At 67.6% G+C, this 15,728-nt stretch carries 15 protein-coding genes; 6 read left to right on the top strand and 9 right to left on the bottom strand.

Translation table 11 applies throughout. From position 1 onward, the window contains the following. Positions 1 to 40 precede the first annotated feature (40 nt). Entirely contained in the window at positions 41 to 1,396 is a 1,356-nt protein-coding gene (locus tag G3O00_RS21760) for an aspartate aminotransferase family protein (protein WP_011355300.1), read from the bottom strand. Between the two features lie 105 nt (positions 1,397 to 1,501). Between G3O00_RS21760 and G3O00_RS21755 the strand changes: the two genes are divergently transcribed. Then, a complete protein-coding gene (locus tag G3O00_RS21755) occupies positions 1,502 to 2,452 on the top strand; it encodes a LysR family transcriptional regulator (protein ID WP_206144292.1) in 951 nt (316 codons plus the stop codon). A 138-nt stretch (positions 2,453 to 2,590) separates the two neighbouring features. Here the strand turns inward: G3O00_RS21755 and G3O00_RS21750 are convergent, their stop codons facing one another. The 3 genes from G3O00_RS21750 to G3O00_RS21740 are packed head-to-tail and all read right to left on the bottom strand — an operon-like array spanning position 2,591 to position 4,669. Continuing rightward, positions 2,591 to 3,829, bottom strand: coding sequence for an MFS transporter (locus tag G3O00_RS21750; RefSeq protein ID WP_206144291.1), 1,239 nt, complete (start codon positions 3,827 to 3,829; stop codon positions 2,591 to 2,593). Then, positions 3,826 to 4,161 carry a hypothetical protein gene (locus tag G3O00_RS21745; RefSeq protein WP_206144290.1) on the bottom strand — a complete coding sequence of 112 codons (336 nt, stop codon included), beginning with the start codon at positions 4,159 to 4,161 and terminating at the stop codon, positions 3,826 to 3,828. The genes G3O00_RS21750 and G3O00_RS21745 overlap by 4 nt, the downstream gene beginning before the upstream one ends. A 37-nt stretch (positions 4,162 to 4,198) precedes the next feature. Next, positions 4,199 to 4,669 carry a MarR family transcriptional regulator gene (locus G3O00_RS21740; RefSeq protein WP_174932073.1) on the bottom strand — a complete coding sequence of 157 codons (471 nt, stop codon included), beginning with the start codon at positions 4,667 to 4,669 and terminating at the stop codon, positions 4,199 to 4,201. Positions 4,670 to 4,839: 170 nt separating this feature from the next. On the opposite strand from G3O00_RS21740, the gene G3O00_RS21735 reads away from it, so the two are divergent. Then, entirely contained in the window at positions 4,840 to 5,331 is a 492-nt protein-coding gene (locus tag G3O00_RS21735; protein WP_174932074.1) for a 2,4'-dihydroxyacetophenone dioxygenase family protein, read from the top strand. Between the two features lie 99 nt (positions 5,332 to 5,430). Here G3O00_RS21735 and G3O00_RS21730 read toward each other — a convergent pair whose 3' ends face one another. Beyond that, positions 5,431 to 6,582, bottom strand: a complete 1,152-nt coding sequence (locus G3O00_RS21730; protein ID WP_206144289.1) for an epoxide hydrolase family protein — start codon at positions 6,580 to 6,582, stop codon at positions 5,431 to 5,433. A 76-nt stretch (positions 6,583 to 6,658) separates the two neighbouring features. Beyond that, positions 6,659 to 7,618: a GlxA family transcriptional regulator gene (locus tag G3O00_RS21725; protein ID WP_206144288.1), complete on the bottom strand. Its 960-nt coding sequence runs from the start codon at positions 7,616 to 7,618 to the stop codon at positions 6,659 to 6,661. Positions 7,619 to 7,753: 135 nt separating this feature from the next. Here G3O00_RS21725 and G3O00_RS21720 point away from each other — a divergent pair, with 135 nt between their 5' ends. From G3O00_RS21720 to G3O00_RS21710, 3 genes are all read left to right on the top strand, one after another. Then, the gene (locus tag G3O00_RS21720; protein ID WP_206144287.1) at positions 7,754 to 8,554 is read left to right on the top strand and encodes an SDR family oxidoreductase; all 801 of its coding nucleotides are present in this window, start codon (positions 7,754 to 7,756) and stop codon (positions 8,552 to 8,554) included. Between the two features lie 328 nt (positions 8,555 to 8,882). Continuing rightward, complete coding sequence (locus G3O00_RS21715) at positions 8,883 to 10,703, top strand: diguanylate cyclase (protein ID WP_241025278.1); 1,821 nt, start codon at positions 8,883 to 8,885, stop codon at positions 10,701 to 10,703. Positions 10,704 to 10,804: 101 nt separating this feature from the next. Further along, on the top strand, positions 10,805 to 11,101 hold the full coding sequence (locus G3O00_RS21710) for a hypothetical protein (protein ID WP_206144286.1): 297 nt from the start codon (positions 10,805 to 10,807) through the stop codon (positions 11,099 to 11,101). Positions 11,102 to 11,127: 26 nt separating this feature from the next. Here G3O00_RS21710 and G3O00_RS21705 read toward each other — a convergent pair whose 3' ends face one another. From G3O00_RS21705 to G3O00_RS21695, 3 genes are all read right to left on the bottom strand, one after another. Further along, positions 11,128 to 12,468 carry an MFS transporter gene (locus tag G3O00_RS21705; RefSeq protein WP_206144285.1) on the bottom strand — a complete coding sequence of 447 codons (1,341 nt, stop codon included), beginning with the start codon at positions 12,466 to 12,468 and terminating at the stop codon, positions 11,128 to 11,130. An 87-nt stretch (positions 12,469 to 12,555) separates the two neighbouring features. Next, positions 12,556 to 13,905 (bottom strand): MFS transporter, encoded by a 1,350-nt coding sequence (locus tag G3O00_RS21700; RefSeq protein ID WP_174932079.1) that lies wholly within the window; start codon positions 13,903 to 13,905, stop codon positions 12,556 to 12,558. 179 nt (positions 13,906 to 14,084) lie between these two features. Then, positions 14,085 to 15,044, bottom strand: a complete 960-nt coding sequence (locus tag G3O00_RS21695) for an MBL fold metallo-hydrolase (protein ID WP_011355313.1) — start codon at positions 15,042 to 15,044, stop codon at positions 14,085 to 14,087. 177 nt (positions 15,045 to 15,221) lie between these two features. Between G3O00_RS21695 and G3O00_RS21690 the strand changes: the two genes are divergently transcribed. Continuing rightward, positions 15,222 to 15,728, top strand: a 507-nt coding sequence (locus tag G3O00_RS21690) for a helix-turn-helix domain-containing protein (RefSeq protein WP_206144284.1), incomplete at its 3' end; no start/stop codon positions are given.

The following is a 15,728-nucleotide window of genomic DNA, read 5'->3' as shown; positions in this document are numbered from 1 at the left end:
TCTTTCGTGAATTCGGTTATCGCTCGGGGCAAGCCGCGGCTCAGTCCACTTCGTTCAATGCGTCGGACAGCGCGTTGACCAGGTTGTCGATCTCGCGCTTCTCGGAGATGAACGGGGGCGCCAGCTGGATCGTGTCGCCGCCGTAGCGCACGTAGAAACCCTTCGCCCAGCAGCGCATCGCGATCTCGTACGGGCGCCGTGCCGGCTCGCCCGGCAGCGCCGCGATCGTCAGGCCGGCAGCCAGCCCGTAGTTGCGGATGTCGGTGATATGACGCTGGCCCTTCAGCCCGTGCACCGCAGCCTCGAAATGCGGCGCGAGATCGCGCACGCGGGCCACCGCGTCTTCCTTCACCAGCAGGTCGAGCGCCGCGACGCCGGCCGCGCATGCGACCGGATGCGCCGAATACGTGTAGCCGTGCGGGAACTCGAGCATGTACTCGGGGCCGCCCGCGGCCATGAACGTGTCGTAGATTTCCTTCGTCGCGATCACGCCGCCGAGCGGCTGCACGCCGTTCGTCACCTGCTTCGCGAAGTTCATGATGTCCGGCACCACGCCGAACGCGTCGGCGCCCGTCATTGCACCGGCACGGCCGAAGCCCGTGATGACTTCGTCGAAAATCAGCAGGATGTCGTGCGCGGTACAGATGTCGCGCAGGCGCTTCAGGTAACCCTTCGGCGGCACCACCACGCCCGCCGAACCGGAGAACGGCTCGACGATCACGGCGGCGATGTTCGATGCGTCGTGCAGCGCGATCAGCTCGAGCAGACGGTCGGCCAGCTCGGCACCGTGCTCGGGCATGCCGCGCGAGAACTTGTTTTCAGCCAGTTGCGTGTGCGGCAGGAAGTCGGCGTCGAGGCCCTGGCCGAACAGCTTGCGGTTCGGCCCGATCCCGCCAACCGAGATGCCGCCGAAGTTCACACCGTGATAGCCCTTCTCGCGGCCGATCAGGCGCGTCTTCGTGCCCTTGCCCTTCGCGCGCCAGTAAGCGCGGGCCAGCTTCAGCGACGTGTCGGCCGCTTCCGAGCCCGAGCCCGTGAAGAACACGTAGTCGAGGCCGGCCGGCGTCAGGTCCTTGATCTTGTTCGCGAGTTCGAACGATTTCGGATGGCCGAACTGGAACGCCGGTGCGTAGTCGAGCTGCGCGACCTGACGGCTCACGGCTTCGACGATTTCCGTGCGGCCGTGACCGAGGCCCGTGCACCAGAGACCCGACAGGCCGTCGAAAATCTTGCGGCCTTCGCCATCCGTGTAATACGCGCCCTTGCCCGACACGATCATGCGCGGATCGGCCTTGAACTGGCGGTTGGCCGTGAACGGCATCCAGTGCGCGTCGAGCCACGCGGCATCGGTGCGGAGGTTGGTTTCGTCCTGCTGGGCGGTGGTGATGTCGGTCATGTCGGTCGGCGCGCGGCGCCCCTCCTCCTTATGTTGATATTGCGCATTGTCGGGAGGCCAATTAGTCTTTTGAATATCGCAATATCAATGTTCACTTGCACATTTATGCAAGCAAAGAAACCGAAGAGTCGCGCGCTGCTCGGGCAGCTCAGCGACATGGATCTCCGCCTGCTGAGGGTCTTCAAGGGCGTCGTGCAGTGCGGCGGGATGGCGGCGGCCGAACTGGAACTGAATATCGGCATCTCGACGATCAGCCGGCACGTGAAGGATCTGGAAACGCGCCTCGGCCTCGTGCTGTGCCGGCGCGGCCGCGCGGGCTTCACGCTGACGCCCGAAGGCCAGACGGTGTACGAGGAAACGTTGCGGCTCCTCGCGTCGATGGAAGCATTTCGCAGCAGGATCGACGGCATTCACGACCGGATGGGCGGCGAACTGCACGTCGCGGTATTCGACAAGACGGCCACCAACGCGAACGCGCGGCTCGGCGACGCGATCCGCCAGTTCGCCGACGAAGCCCCCGACGTCGCGCTGAACCTGCATGTCGCGTCGATCAACGAGGTCGAGCGCGGGATCATCGACGGCAGCTATCAGGTCGGGATCATTCCCGCGCACCGCAACTCGGGCAGCCTCGTGTACTCGGAGCTGTTCGACGAACGGATGCTGCTCTACTGCGGCCGCCAGCATCCGCTCTACGATGCGCCGCACGGCAAGCTCACGTGGACGACGATCGGCCACCATGCGTTCGCGGGCCTCGGCTTCCATTCGCCGAACATGGAACTGAGCCATCGCGCGAAGCTCACGCGCAGCGCGACCGCGTCGGACCAGGAGTCGATCGCCACGCTGATCCTGTCCGGCCGCTATCTCGGCTTCCTGCCTGATCATTACGCGGAAAGCTTTGAAAACAAGGGGCTGATGCAACCGATCGCACCGCACCGGTTCAATTACCGGTGCCGGTTCGTGAGCCTGCTGCGGCGCTCGCCGCGGCCGTCGCGGGCCGCGCTGCTGTTCCAGACCTGTCTCGAAGCCGCGCATGCGGTGGCGCGGCCGGCGGCTTAACGACTATCGTGGCTGAGTGGCTGAGTGGCTGAGTGGCTGAGTGGCTGAACGGCTGAACGGCTGAACGGCTGAACGGCTGAACGGCTGAACAGCTGAACGGCTGAACGGTCGGGCAGCCTACGCCGGCTTCACCGCAGGTCAAGCACCGTCGCCCGTGCTCGACTGCGCGCGCATCCGCTTCATGAAATGCGTCGCGACCAGCGCCGCGGCAAAACCGGACATCGCGCCAACACCCAGCGCCCAGCGCGGGCCAAGATGATTCGCGACCCAGCCGGCCACCGGCGCGCCGATCGGCGTGCCACCGAGCGCCACCGCGAGACGCAGCGCCATCACGCGGCCACGCATCGCCGGCTCGGTCGACAGTTGCACCAGGCTGTTGGTCGAGTTCATGAAGGTGATCGCGGCGATCCCGGTCAGCACGAGCGCGGCGCCGAACAGCCAGTAGCCCGGCGCCAGCGCGGCGAGCGTGCAGCCGAGCCCGAACAGCGCCGCACCGATCCACAGATGCCGGAAACGTGGCCGGTCGCGACGCGCCGCGAGCAGCGCACCGGTAATCGTGCCGACGGCCATCATCGACGACAGCACGCCGAAGCCGCGCGCGTCGACGTGAAACACGCTGGCCGCCATCGTCGAGATGAACAGCTGGAAATTGAGCCCGAACGTGCCGATCAGGAACAGCATCACGAGGATCGCCTTCAGGTCCGGGCGCTGCCACACGTAACGGAACCCGTCGAGCAGGCTGCCGCGCGTGCGGTCGGCCCGCGCGTGCGCACGCAGTTCGTCGTCACGCAGCATCGACAGCGACGCCAGCACCGCGACGAAGCTGAGCCCGTTGAGCAGGAACGCCCAGCCAGTGCCGACCGACGCGATGATGAAGCCGGCCGCCGCCGGCCCGATCATCCGCGCCGCGTTGAACGACGTCGAGTTGAGCGCGACGGCATTCGCCAGCTCCCGATCGGCGACCAGCTCCGCGACGAAAGTCTGCCGCACCGGCGCATCGAACGCCGACGCGCACCCGAACAGGAACGCGAACAGATACACGTGCCACAGCTGCGCGACGCCGGTCACCGTCAGCAGCCCCAGCAACAGCGCGAGCCCGCCCATCAGCGCCTGGGTCGCCATCAGCAGCTTGCGCTGGTCGAAACGGTCGGCTGCGTACCCCGTCCACGGCAGCAGCAAAAGCTGCGGGCCGAACTGCAGCGACATCACGATGCCGACGGCCGACGCGTCGTGATGCGTGAGCTGCGTGAGGACGAGCCAGTCCTGCGCGGTACGCTGGATCCACGTGCCGATGTTCGACACGAGCGAGCCGATCGCCCACACGCGATAGTTGAAGCTGCGAAGCGAGCGGAAGACACCCGCCGCCGGCACGCTCATGGCCGCTCCCTTTCGGGCTCGTTGCCGCCATGCAGCTCGCCGAAGTGCCGCGCGACGAACAGGCCGAGCGCGAGGATGCCGAGGCCGAACGCCGCCGCGTCGGACGTGATCCGGACGTCGAAATCGCCAACCCGGCACACCAGCACATAGGCCACTACGAGGTTCGCGACGCCCCACAGGACATTCACCGTGGACGACGACAAACCGCGCCCGGGCGGATTTGCGAACGGGGTCTGGAACGGCTCGCCGCGCAACCCGCTGACGAGATGCGGCACGACGTTCGCGAGAAACGCGCCGCCGAAGAAATACGACACGAGATGCGGGAGGTTCATGTTTGGGTTGTCCTTTCGGCGAGCGGGGCGAGGCGGTTTACGGACGCGGCGGTTCCTGGAATTCGGCAAGCCGCTGCAGCAACTTCACGGCCGACGCGAGCTCGGCCTGCTCCGCCTCCGACAGTTGCGCGTGCAGCGCGCGGAACAGCCAGTCGTCCTTGGCCGCGCGGTTGGCCTGCAGCACCTTGCGGAAACCGGGCGTGAGCGCGATCAGCGTCTGCCGGCCGTCGGAGGGATCGGGCTCGCCGCTGACGGCGCCCAGCGTCTCGAGCGTCGCGACCGTCACGCGCATCGACTGCGGCCGCACGCTTTCGGCCCGTGCGAGCGCCGACACGGTCGCGGGGCCGTCGCGGTCGAGCCGCAACAGCACCGACTTCTGCGATGAAGTGAGGTCGTTCGGGTGGATCTGCTCCCGCATCCGCCGCATCAGCTTGCCGACCGAGATGCGGAGGTCGCCGGCAAGGCCGGCCAGCGGGAGCGCTTCGGAGGAAGGCAATGGCGTGTTCATAAATTCAAGATAGCAGATAGACAGGCAAACTGTACAGTTTAGCTGCACATTTCAAGCTGTAAGGATCGCCTCTGCGCATGCGCGCGAAAACCAACGCGAAACGTCCTGTTCGGCTGCACGAGCCGGCTCTGCGATAATGCGGGCTCCCCATTTCCGCTCCGCCTCTCGCCATGACGCAGCCGTCCGCCCCGCTCTCCACCGACCTGCCGCCGATCTCGTGCCTGCCTGGCGAAGCGCTGCCGTGGCTGCCGATGAGCGCCGACCTGCCGGGGCTGGCAATCAAGTACCTGCACATCAATGCGGCCGAGGACACGCTGACCGCGCTGCTGAAGATGCCGGCCGGCGGCACGCTGCCGCGCCACCGTCACGACGGCGAGGTGTTCGTCCATACGCTGCAGGGTGCGTGGCGCTACCGCGAATACGACTGGGTGGCGCACGCCGGCTCGACGGTGCTCGAACCGGCCGGCTCGGTGCATACGCCGGAAACGCTCGGCGCGCCGGGCGAGGACGTGATCACGCTCAACGTGATGCGCGGCGATCTCGTGCTGCTCGACGACGACGGCCGCGAAGCCGCACGCGAGAACTGCCGCGTCGCGCTGCTGCGCCAGCGCAAGCATGCGCGTACGGCGCCGGACGACGCCGCACCGTTCGTCACGCGATAACGCAGCCGACACGATCGCGTCGCGCCCCGCGTGGCGCTCGCGCTCGCTGTCGACCGGATGGTCAATGGCGCACTGCGCCCGCTTCGCCGGCCGACCGGCTCATGACCGAAACCGCCGGAAAAATCGCCGGATATCGTTGGCCAGCAGATCCGGCTCTTCCATCGCCGCGAAATGGCCGCCGCTCGGCATGTCGGTCCATTGCACGACGTCGAACACGCGTTCGAGCCAGCTGCGCGGCGGACGGCTGATTTCCTTCGGAAAGCGCGCGAACGCGACGGGCACCGTCACGCGTTGCCCGGCCGCGAAGCGCATGGGCTGCAGCCGGTTTTCCCAATACATCTGCATCGAAGAGCCGATGCAGCCGGTGAACCAGTAGAGCGAGATTCCGGTCAGCAGCGCATCGTGCGAAAACCGCCGTGCGACGTCGCCGTCGCAATCGCTCCACGCGCGGAATTTCTCGGCGATCCATGCGGCCAGTCCGGCCGGCGAATCGTTGAGCGCGACGGCCAGCGTCTGCGGCTTCGTCATGTGCACATGCGCGTATCCACCTTCCAGCGCGGCCCACTCGCCGCGCTGCGTCACGAAGGCCCGTTCGCCCTCGGTCAGCGGCAAAACCGCGTCCGTCGGCGGCTCGTAGCTGCCGGGCAGGTAGTTCAAATGGATCCCGTCCACCCGATCGGCATGGCGCGCGCCGAGCGCAATCGACACGCCTGCGCCGAGATCGCCGCCTTGTGCGCCGAAGCGTCGATAGCCGAGACCGGACATCAACGCGGCCCAGCGGTCGGCGACCTGAAATGCCGACATGCCGGGTGCCGTTGGCGCGGGCGAGAACAGGAAGCCCGGCAGTGACGGTACGACGACATCGAACGCGTCGTCAGGATTGCCGCCGAATGCCGCCGGATCGCAAAGACGATCGATCAGCGCGTGGAATTCGAACACGGAGCCCGGCCAGCCGTGCGTGATGACGAGCGGATAAGGGTTCGGTCCCGCCCCACGCCGATGGATGAAATGCACGCGCTGGCCACCGGCATCCGCGACGAACTGCGGCAACCGGTTCAGCGCACGCTCCACCGCACGCCAGTCGAAGCGCTCGGCCCAGTACCCGTTCAGTTCGCGCAGCCACGCGCCGTCCATACCCTGCTGCCACGGCTCGGCGGGCGTGAGCGTCGGCGGACGACTGTCGCGCAGGCGCCGACGCAGGTCATCCAGCGTGTGATCGGGTATCGCAATGTCGAACGGCTCGGCGTGCATGGTGTCTCCTCGCGAAGGATGCCGGAAATTCTGCGCGATTTTTCCGACTCGCGCTGGCGTCTCGCGCCCACGGGCATCAACCCGTTTCCCGCTCGTCCGTGCGTGCGTCGCGCCGCATCGCCTGCGGCGGTACGCCGAACCCGCGCACGAACGCCTCGCGCATGTGCCGGCGATCGCGAAAGCCGTTTTCCTTCGCGATCACGTCGAGCGAATGGCGACTCTGCTCGATCATCAGCCGCGCGGATTCGAGCCGCAGCCGCTCGATCACCTTCGCGGGCGACTGCCCCGTTTCGAGCGTGAACACGCGGCTGAACTGGCGCGGGCTCAGATGGACGGCTTCGGCGAGATCCTCGACGGTCAGCGTGCGGCCGAGATGCTGCCGCGCGTAGTTCAGCGCGTTCTGGATCCGGTCGGATTTCGGCGCAAGCTCCAGCATTTCCGAATGCTGCGACTGGCCGCCGGCCCGCCGCTGGTGCATCACGAGCTTGTGCGCGACCGAGCGTGCGGCATCGGCGCCGAGATCCTTTTCGACCATCGCGAGCGCGAGGTCGAGGCCGGCCGTCATCCCGGCCGACGTCCAGATCGGGCCATCGACGATGTAGATCCGGTCTTCCTCGACGCGGATCTCCGGGTAGTTCCGTTGCATGTCGCGGCCATACGCCCAGTGCGTCGTCGCGCGGCGCTGCGCGAGCAGCCCGGCCTCGGCCAGCACGAATGCGCCCGTGCAGATGCCGGCAATCCGTCGCGCGCGGGCATGGGTGCGGCGCAGGAACGCGACGACGTCGGCCGGTGCCGGCGAAGCGATCGGATCGTTGACGCCCGCGACGATCCACGTATCGACGGCGATCCGCCCGCGCAGCGCGTGCGTGGCCACCGGCAGGCCGAGCGACGAGCGCACGTCGCCACCATCGACCGAATAGTTGTCCATCACGTAGAACGGCTCGCTCATGCCCATGTTCGCGTACTCGAACACCGATTGCGCGGCGAGCGCCATGATCTGGAAGCCGTCGCTGATCAGAAAACCGATGCGGTGCATGTGCGTTCTCCCGTCCCGGGCGAGTGGGTCGCCCGATGTCCTGAATCATACCCATCTACGTCATTTGTGTCGCAGCGATTCGAGACCAGAATGGCTTCACGCCATCCGGCCATTTCCACCGAAACGGAGCACATCATGACGCAAGCACATCGCGGTACCGCCCTCATTACCGGCGCCTCGTCGGGCATCGGCGCCGTCTACGCCGACCGCCTCGCACGCCGCGGCTACGACCTGATCCTGGTCGCACGCAACCGCGACCGCCTGGTCGCCCTCGCCGAGCGCATCACGAACGAGACCCGGCGCAGCGTCGAGATCATCGGCGCCGATCTCAACGACCGTGCGGCACTCGCCACCGTCGAGGCAAAGCTGAAGCAGGATGCGAGCATCACGCTGCTCGTGAACAACGCGGGCATCGGCACGCACGCGCCGCTGCTCGACTGCGACGTCGACGCGATGACGCGGATGATCGACCTCAACGTGACCGCGCTCACGCGCCTCACCTATGCGGCGGTGCCCGGCTTCGTCGCCCGCGGCCACGGCTCGGTGATCAACATTTCGTCGATCGTCGCGATCTCTCCGGAAACGCTGAACGGCGTGTACGGCGGCAGCAAGGCGTTCGTGCTCGCGTTCAGCCAGTCGCTGCATCACGAGCTCGCCGGCAAGGGCGTGCAGGTGCAGGCGGTGCTGCCCGGCGCGACCGCCACCGACTTCTGGCAGACGGGCGGCCTGCCGCTCGAACATCTGCCGAAGGAAATCGTGATGTCGGCGAACGACATGGTCGACGCGGCGCTGGTCGGCTTCGATCGCGGCGAACTCGTGACGATCCCGTCGCTGCACGCGGGTGACGAATGGGCCGCATACGAGGCCGCGCGCCGCACGATGGCGCCGCACCTGTCGGCCGACACGCCTGCGCCGCGCTACGCGACCGAAGGCTGAGCACGCGGCACCCCGCAACGTCGAAGGCAGCAAGCACGTCGAACCCCGGGATGTGCTGCGGAACGCGGTGAGGCGTGGCGAAACGCCCGCAATCATCCGAGGTTCCGCGGCACGTTTCCGGGCACATGCCGATCGGTGGATTCGTCTGCGGGAACACGCACCGGATTCTTTCCCGGCCGGCATTTATGTCGCATCCCGACAGACGATTCCGGTTCGCTTGCCACGCATTCCGCGCAACAGTAAGCTCTGCGATTGCAGTCCCCAAGCGACCTCGTTCGACCGGTATTCGTCCGATCACGAGGGCAATCGTCCGTTGCGGAATTCGACCATGCGGGTCCGTATGTTCATCACCGAGACCGGCGACGCGCCGGCCTCCGCACGCGGTCCGGCCGACCGTCAGCCCGCGCTCCCACCCCTGCCGGAACTGGACAGCGTCTGCCGTGTCGCGCGTGCGCATTTCGGCGCCGCCGGCGCGTTCGTTGCCCGCGCCGACGCCGATGCGCAACGCGTGCTGGCCGCCGACGGCGCACTGCCCGATCGGCTTCCCGCTCAACTTCCCGCCGAGGTCTTGCTACCCCACGTCGAACCGACGCCGGCCGCCGATTCGCGGTTCGCCCCGCGTCGCGCGGACGCCAACGGGCAACGCGCCGACGGCCCGCCTCATGCGCTGCGGATCGTCGCGGCCTGCGAGCTGGCCGCGCCCGACGGCGCGACGCTCGGCACGCTGTGCGTCGTCGACGATAAAACCCCGGCGCTCGACGCCACGCAGCGCGCACTCCTGCGCGATCTCGCCGCGCTTGCCGCAAGCGCGCTTGCCCGCGCGATCGAAACTGTGACCTTGCGCGAACGGCTCGGCATCGTCGAGGAACACAGTACGCTGACCACGCTCGCCCTGACCGAAAGCGGCACCGGCGTGTGGGATCGCAACGTGGAAACCGGCGAGATCCATTACTCGCCGGCCTGGAAGGCGATGCTCGGCTACGCGCCGCACGAGCTCAGCACCCGGATCGAGGACGCATACGAACGGCTGCATCCGGACGACATCGCCGACGTGAAGGCCGCGATGCTCGCGCACTTCGAGCACCGCAGCGACTATTACGCGGTCGAGCACCGCATCCGCTGCAAGGACGGCTCGTACAAATGGATCTGCAGCCGCGGCAAGGTGATCGACCGCGACGCCAACGGCCGTGCGCTCCGGATGGTCGGGACGACCACGGACATCACCGCGCTGCGCGAGCTCGCCGCGCGATTGCGCGACTCGGCCGCGCTCGTCACGGATCTCACCGACCAGGTTCCCGGGCTCGTGTTCCAGCTGCAGCAGGCGCCCGACGGGCGCCGCTTCTTTTCCTACGCGAGCGCGGGCGTCGGCGACATCTACGAACTGACGCCCGAGCAGATCGCCCGCAGCGCGGAGGCGGTCGAGACGCGAATCCATCCGGCCGACCTGGTTGCCTATCGGCTGTCGCTGCACGACTCGTCGGTACGACTGACGCCGTGGCGCCTCGAATATCGCGTGCTGCTGCCCGGCCAGGGCCTGCGCTGGCGCGAAGGCGATGCGCGCCCGCAGCGCACGGCCGACGGCGGCACCGTGTGGCACGGCTTCATCACCGACGCGACCGACCGCAAGCACATCGAGGCCGAACTGCACCGGATGGCGACCACCGACCACCTGACGCAGCTGTCGAACCGCCATGCTTTCATGCGGCAAAGCGAAGCCGCGCTGCGCGCCGTGCGCACGACCGGCCAGGCCGCCGCGGTGCTGATGCTCGATCTCGACCACTTCAAGGCGCTGAACGACCGCTGGGGCCACCCGGTCGGCGACCGCGCGCTCCGGCATTTTGCGCGGCTGCTGCTCGCGGAAACCGGGCCGGACGGCATCGTCGGCCGGGTCGGCGGCGAGGAATTCGCGATCGTGCTGCCGGGCGCCGATCTCGATCGCGCGCTGGCCTTCGCGCAGCGCGTGCAGCAACGCGCGATGCAGGCACGGCTCACGCACGAGGACCAGCCGGTCACGCTGACCGTCAGCATCGGCATCGACGCGATGCGGGCGTCGGACTTCGGCGCATACCAGCCGCTGTCGCGCGCCGACAAGGCGCTCTATCTCGCGAAGGAGCGTGGCCGCAACCGAATCGAGGTGTATCGGGCGTAGCCCACGCGGTTTCGGCCAGGCGACGGCCACTCTCGTTGCGCGACCTATTCGGGACGGATCGTGTAGGCTAGCGCTCCTGACCCTACCCACCCCGCCTTGCCATGGACCATGCCAAACGAACCGCGCGAATCGCGTCAGGTCTTCTCGTCGTCGCGCTCATCGAGCTGCTGGCGCTGCTGTTCGGCTACGGGTTCGCCAGTTCGATGGACGATCCGTACATGGGCCTTCGCGTGCTCATCACCGCGCTCTTCTGGGCGGCTGGCCTGTCGGTCATCGGCGTCATCGCGGCGATCGCCTGCCTGTCGATCGACCTGCAGGCGCGCGGCGGCGTGATCTACGGCGCGCTGGTGCTGCACGGCCTGATCGTCCTGCCCGGGCTGTTTCTGTACTTCCACTGAACTGAACCGCACCGCCGCCGCCCGCATCACGCCGATTCCGCACGCGGCACCGCCCGCACGCCCACCAGCATCGCGACCGCGCACGCGGCCAACAGCGCCGCGATCATCAGCATCGCCGGGTCCATGCTGCCGGTTCTCGTACGGATCAGCCCGACGAGCCACGGCGTGATCATGCCGCTCGACACGCCGATGCTGCTGATCAGCGCGATCCCGCCCGCCGCGCCCGCGCCGGAGAAATACGCGGACGGCACGGCCCAGAACACCGGATGCGCAGCGAAGATCAGCATCGCCGCGACCGACAGCAGCGCCATCATCGCGACGATGCTCGGCAGGTGCAGCGTCAGCAGCGCGAGCGCCACCGCGCCGCCGAACGCGCATGCCGCGAAGTGCCAGCGCCGTTCGCGCTTGCGGTCGGAGCGCCGCGCAATCGCGATCAGGCCGGCCGCGCCGATCGCATTCGGCACGACCGACAACAGGCTGATCTGCACGACATCGTGAATGCCGAATTCGCGGATCATCAGCGGCATCCAGAACAGCAGCATCAGAAGCGCGGTGGTCAGCGAGAAATAGATGAACGCGAACAGGTAGGTGCGCGGTTCGGCCAGCACCTGCCGCAGCGAATGCGGCGCCGGCGTATCGGCACCGGCACGGTCGGCGGCCAGGTCGGCCGCGAGCCGCTGGCGGTCGGCGTCGGACAGCCAGCTCGCCTGCTCGGGACGATCGCACAGCCAGAACCACGCGATCACGCCGAGCAGGATCGCGGGCGCGCCTTCGATCGCGAACATCCATTGCCAGCCGTGCAGCCCGAGCACGCCCGACATCCCGCGCATCAGCCAGCCCGACAGCAGCCCGCCGACCATCCCGGCCACCGCGACGCCCGCGTAGAAGATCGACAGCACCGACGCGCGTCGCCGCGCCGGATACCAGTACGTCAGATAGAACACCACGCCCGGAAAGAACCCGGCCTCGAACAGCCCGAGCAGGAAGCGCAACACGTAGAAATGCTTCGCGCTGTCGACGGTGATCATCGCGACCGACACCGCACCCCACAGGAACATGATCCGCGCAAACGTGCGGCGCGCGCCGAAGCGGCGCAGCAGCGCGTTGCTCGGCACCTCGAACAGCACGTAGCCGACGAAGAACAGCACCGCGCCGAGGCTGTACATCGCGTCGGTCAGGCCGAGGTCCTGCCGCATCTGCAACTGCGCGAAGCCGATGTTGCTGCGATCGAGGATCGACACGATGTAGCAGATGAACAGGAACGGCACGATCCGCGCGCCGATGCGGCGGTACAGCGCGTCGTCGTCCGTTGATGCGGCACCGGACGCGACCGCACGTGCGGCGTCCGCTTGAAGAGGGGCTGACATCGATCGTCTCCTCGATGGATTCGGATACGGGGCCCATATGTCGCGCCGGTCGCCGCCGCCCGCGAGCAGCGACCGGCCGTTGCTTGCCTAGTCGCGCGGCGCGCCTTCGCCTTTCACACCGAGCATCAGCGCGACGCCGCTCGCCACCAGCAGCGCGGCCAGCAGATACACGGCGAGATCCATGCTGCCGGTACGCGTGCGGATCATCCCGATCACCCACGGGCTGACGATGCCGCTCGTGATCCCGATGCTGCTGATCAGCGCGATCCCGGCCGCGGCCGCATTGCCCGACAGGTAGCGGGTCGGCACGGCCCAGAAGATCGGCAGCGCGGCGAAGATCAGCGTCGCCGCGACCGACAGGCACGCGAGCATCGCCGCGAAGCTGTGCAGGTGCAGCGTCAGCGCCGCGAGCGCGAGCCCGCCGCCGATCGTGCAGCACGCGAAGTGCTTGCGCCGCTCGCCGGTGCGGTCCGAACGGCGCGCGATCAGGATCAGCCCCACCGCGCCGACCGCGTTCGGCACGACCGTGTACAGGCTCACGGCCACGACGTCGGTCACGCCGAAGTCGCGAATCATCAGCGGCATCCAGAAATTGAGCGTCAGCGACGCGCAGGTCAGCGAGAAATAGATGAACGCGAACAGGTACACGCGCGGATTCGCGAGCGCCGCCATGAGGCTGCGCCCGTCATGCGCGTTGCCGTGGCCGCGGCCATCGGCGCACAGCGCGGCGACCCGCGCCTTCTCATCGGACGTGAGCCACGTGGCGTCCTGCGGCCGGTCGACCAGCAACGTGAACGCGGCGAATGCGAGCAGGATCGCCGGCGCGCCTTCGATCGCGAACATCCACTGCCAGCCGTGCATCCCGAGCACGCCGCTCATGTCGCGCATGATCCAGCCCGACATCAGGCCACCGAGCACGCCGGCCACCGCGACGCCCGCGAAGAACACCGAGATCGCGGCCGCGCGCCGGTTCGCGGGGAACCAGTAGGTCAGGTACAGCACGATGCCGGGAAAGAAGCCCGCTTCGAACACGCCGAGCAGGAAGCGCAGCACGTAGAAATGCGACGGCTGCGACACGAACATCATCCCGGTCGACGCGATGCCCCACAGCAGCATGATCCGCGTGAAGGTACGGCGCGCGCCGAACCGCGCGAGCAGCAGGTTGCTCGGCACTTCGCAGAACACGTAGCCGACGTAGAACACCGCGGCGCCGAGGCCGTACATTGCGTCGCTGAAGCCGAGATCGTGCTTCATCTGCAACTGCGCGAAGCCGATGTTGATGCGGTCGAGGAACGAGATGACGTAGCAGAGGAACAGGAACGGCACGATCCGCCACGCGATCTTGCGGAACAGCAGCGCGTCGTCCGTGGCGGCCGATGCGGAAGCCGAAGCGCTCGCGTGCGCGAGCGTCGCTTCGGCGGGAAGCGATTGGGGCATGTCTCTCTCCAAACAGGTTGCGCGATTCGAGCGCGCAGCCGTCTCCCAGGGCGTACGTGCGCCCTGCTTTCTTGTGAGATCGGGTACGGCGGACGGAAAGACGGCAGGAAGCCGTGGCCAGTCGCCGCTTCAGAAAAAAGGCGGAGCGCCCTGCCGGACACTCCGCCTGTGCAAGCCGCTCAGTCCTGCAGCGCGGCCCACATTTCCTTGTCGCGCTGCGCGGTCCAGATGCGCGGATGCGTGATGCCGCTCGCTTCGTCGAATGCACGCGACACGTCGAACGGCAGGCAGTGCTCGTAGATGAACACGTGGCCGAACTTCGGATCCATCGCTTCGCGCGTGAGCGCCATCGACGCCTTCAGGTCGAGCTGCTGCTCGACGGCCTTGCGGCCCTGTGCGAGCAGCGTCGTGACGAAATCCTTCGTGTAGTCGAGGCCCTTGTTCACGTCGGCCGGGTTCAGCAGCGCGGGGCCGCGGCCCGGCACGAGCTTCTCGGCGCCGAGCGCGCGCAGTGCCTCGAGCGTGGCCGGCCATTGTTCGAGCTGGGCGTCGCCGCAGTAGCACGCAGCGTCGTATTCGACGAGGTCGCCCGAGAACAGCACCTTCTGCGACGGGATCCAGACGATCGTGTCGCCCTTCGTGTGGCCCGAGCCGACGTGCATGATCTTCACTTCGAGCTTGCCGAGGAACAGCGTGATCTCGCGCTCGAACACGAGCGTCGGCCAGGTCAGGCCGGGCACCGTCTCGACACCGGCGAACAGGCGCGGAAAGCGCTCGATCTCCGACTTCATGTCGGCCTCGCCGCGCTCGACGATCATCTCGTACGTGCCGCGGCTCGCGATCACGTGCTGCGCGCCTTCGTCGAAATACGCGGACGCGCCGAGCACGCGCACCGCGTGGTAGTGCGACAGCACGACGTGCTTGATCGGCTTGTCGGTCACGCTGCGGATCTTCTCGATCAGGTCCTGCGCCATCGCGGGCGTCGCGGTCGTGTCGACGATCAGCACGCTGTCGTCGCCGATGATCACGCCCGAGTTCGGGTCGCCTTCGGCGGTGTATGCGTACGCGTTCTCGGACAGCTTCGTCCAGGTGACTTTCTTCTCTTCCAGATCGGCTTGGGAGGCGAATGCTTTGGCCATGTTGCGTTCCGTGGCTGCGAGCCATGTGTTGAGGGGAGTGAGCGGATCATCTTCCCGCGCCGAATATTTGTCAATGACAAAGTCGCTTGCTATTGTTTAATACGGGTAAACCTGCGGGCTGGCGCGATAAATGGCGTCGGATACCATGCGGGGTTTCGTCAACGGAAGAATCATCGCGTGCAGAACCACGAAGTCAGCGCAGACGACGCGCCGCCCAAGGCGCAGCGCGGGATCCAGAGTGTCGAGGTCGGCGGCCGGCTGCTCGACGCGCTCGCGCGCCGGCGCAAGCCGCTCGGCCTGTCCGAGCTGGCCGCGGCGGCCGAGCTGTCGACCGCGCAGGCGCACACCTATCTCGTCAGCCTGACGCGGCTCGCGCTCGTGAAGCGCGACGCGATCACCGGCAATTACGAGCCGGGCCCGTTGTCGTTGCGGCTCGGGCTCATGTCGATCGAGCGTCAGCCGGCCTATCGCGCGGCGCGGCCGCACGTGGCGCGGCTCGCGGAAGCGGTCGGCCTGAGCGTTGCGCTGTCGGTGCCCGGCGCGCTCGGGCCGACGATCGTGCGCATCGAGCACGGCGGCTATCCGCTGCACGTGAACCTGCACGTCGGCTCGGTGATGTCGCTCGACACGACGGCCACCGGCCGCGTGTTCCGCGCGTTCGGCGATCCCGCGCAACTCGACGCA

Origin of the sequence: Burkholderia sp. Ac-20384 (assembly GCF_017104605.1) — a bacterium.
Lineage (GTDB): Bacteria > Pseudomonadota > Gammaproteobacteria > Burkholderiales > Burkholderiaceae > Burkholderia > Burkholderia lata.
This window is presented reverse-complemented; position numbering and strand designations above follow the sequence as displayed.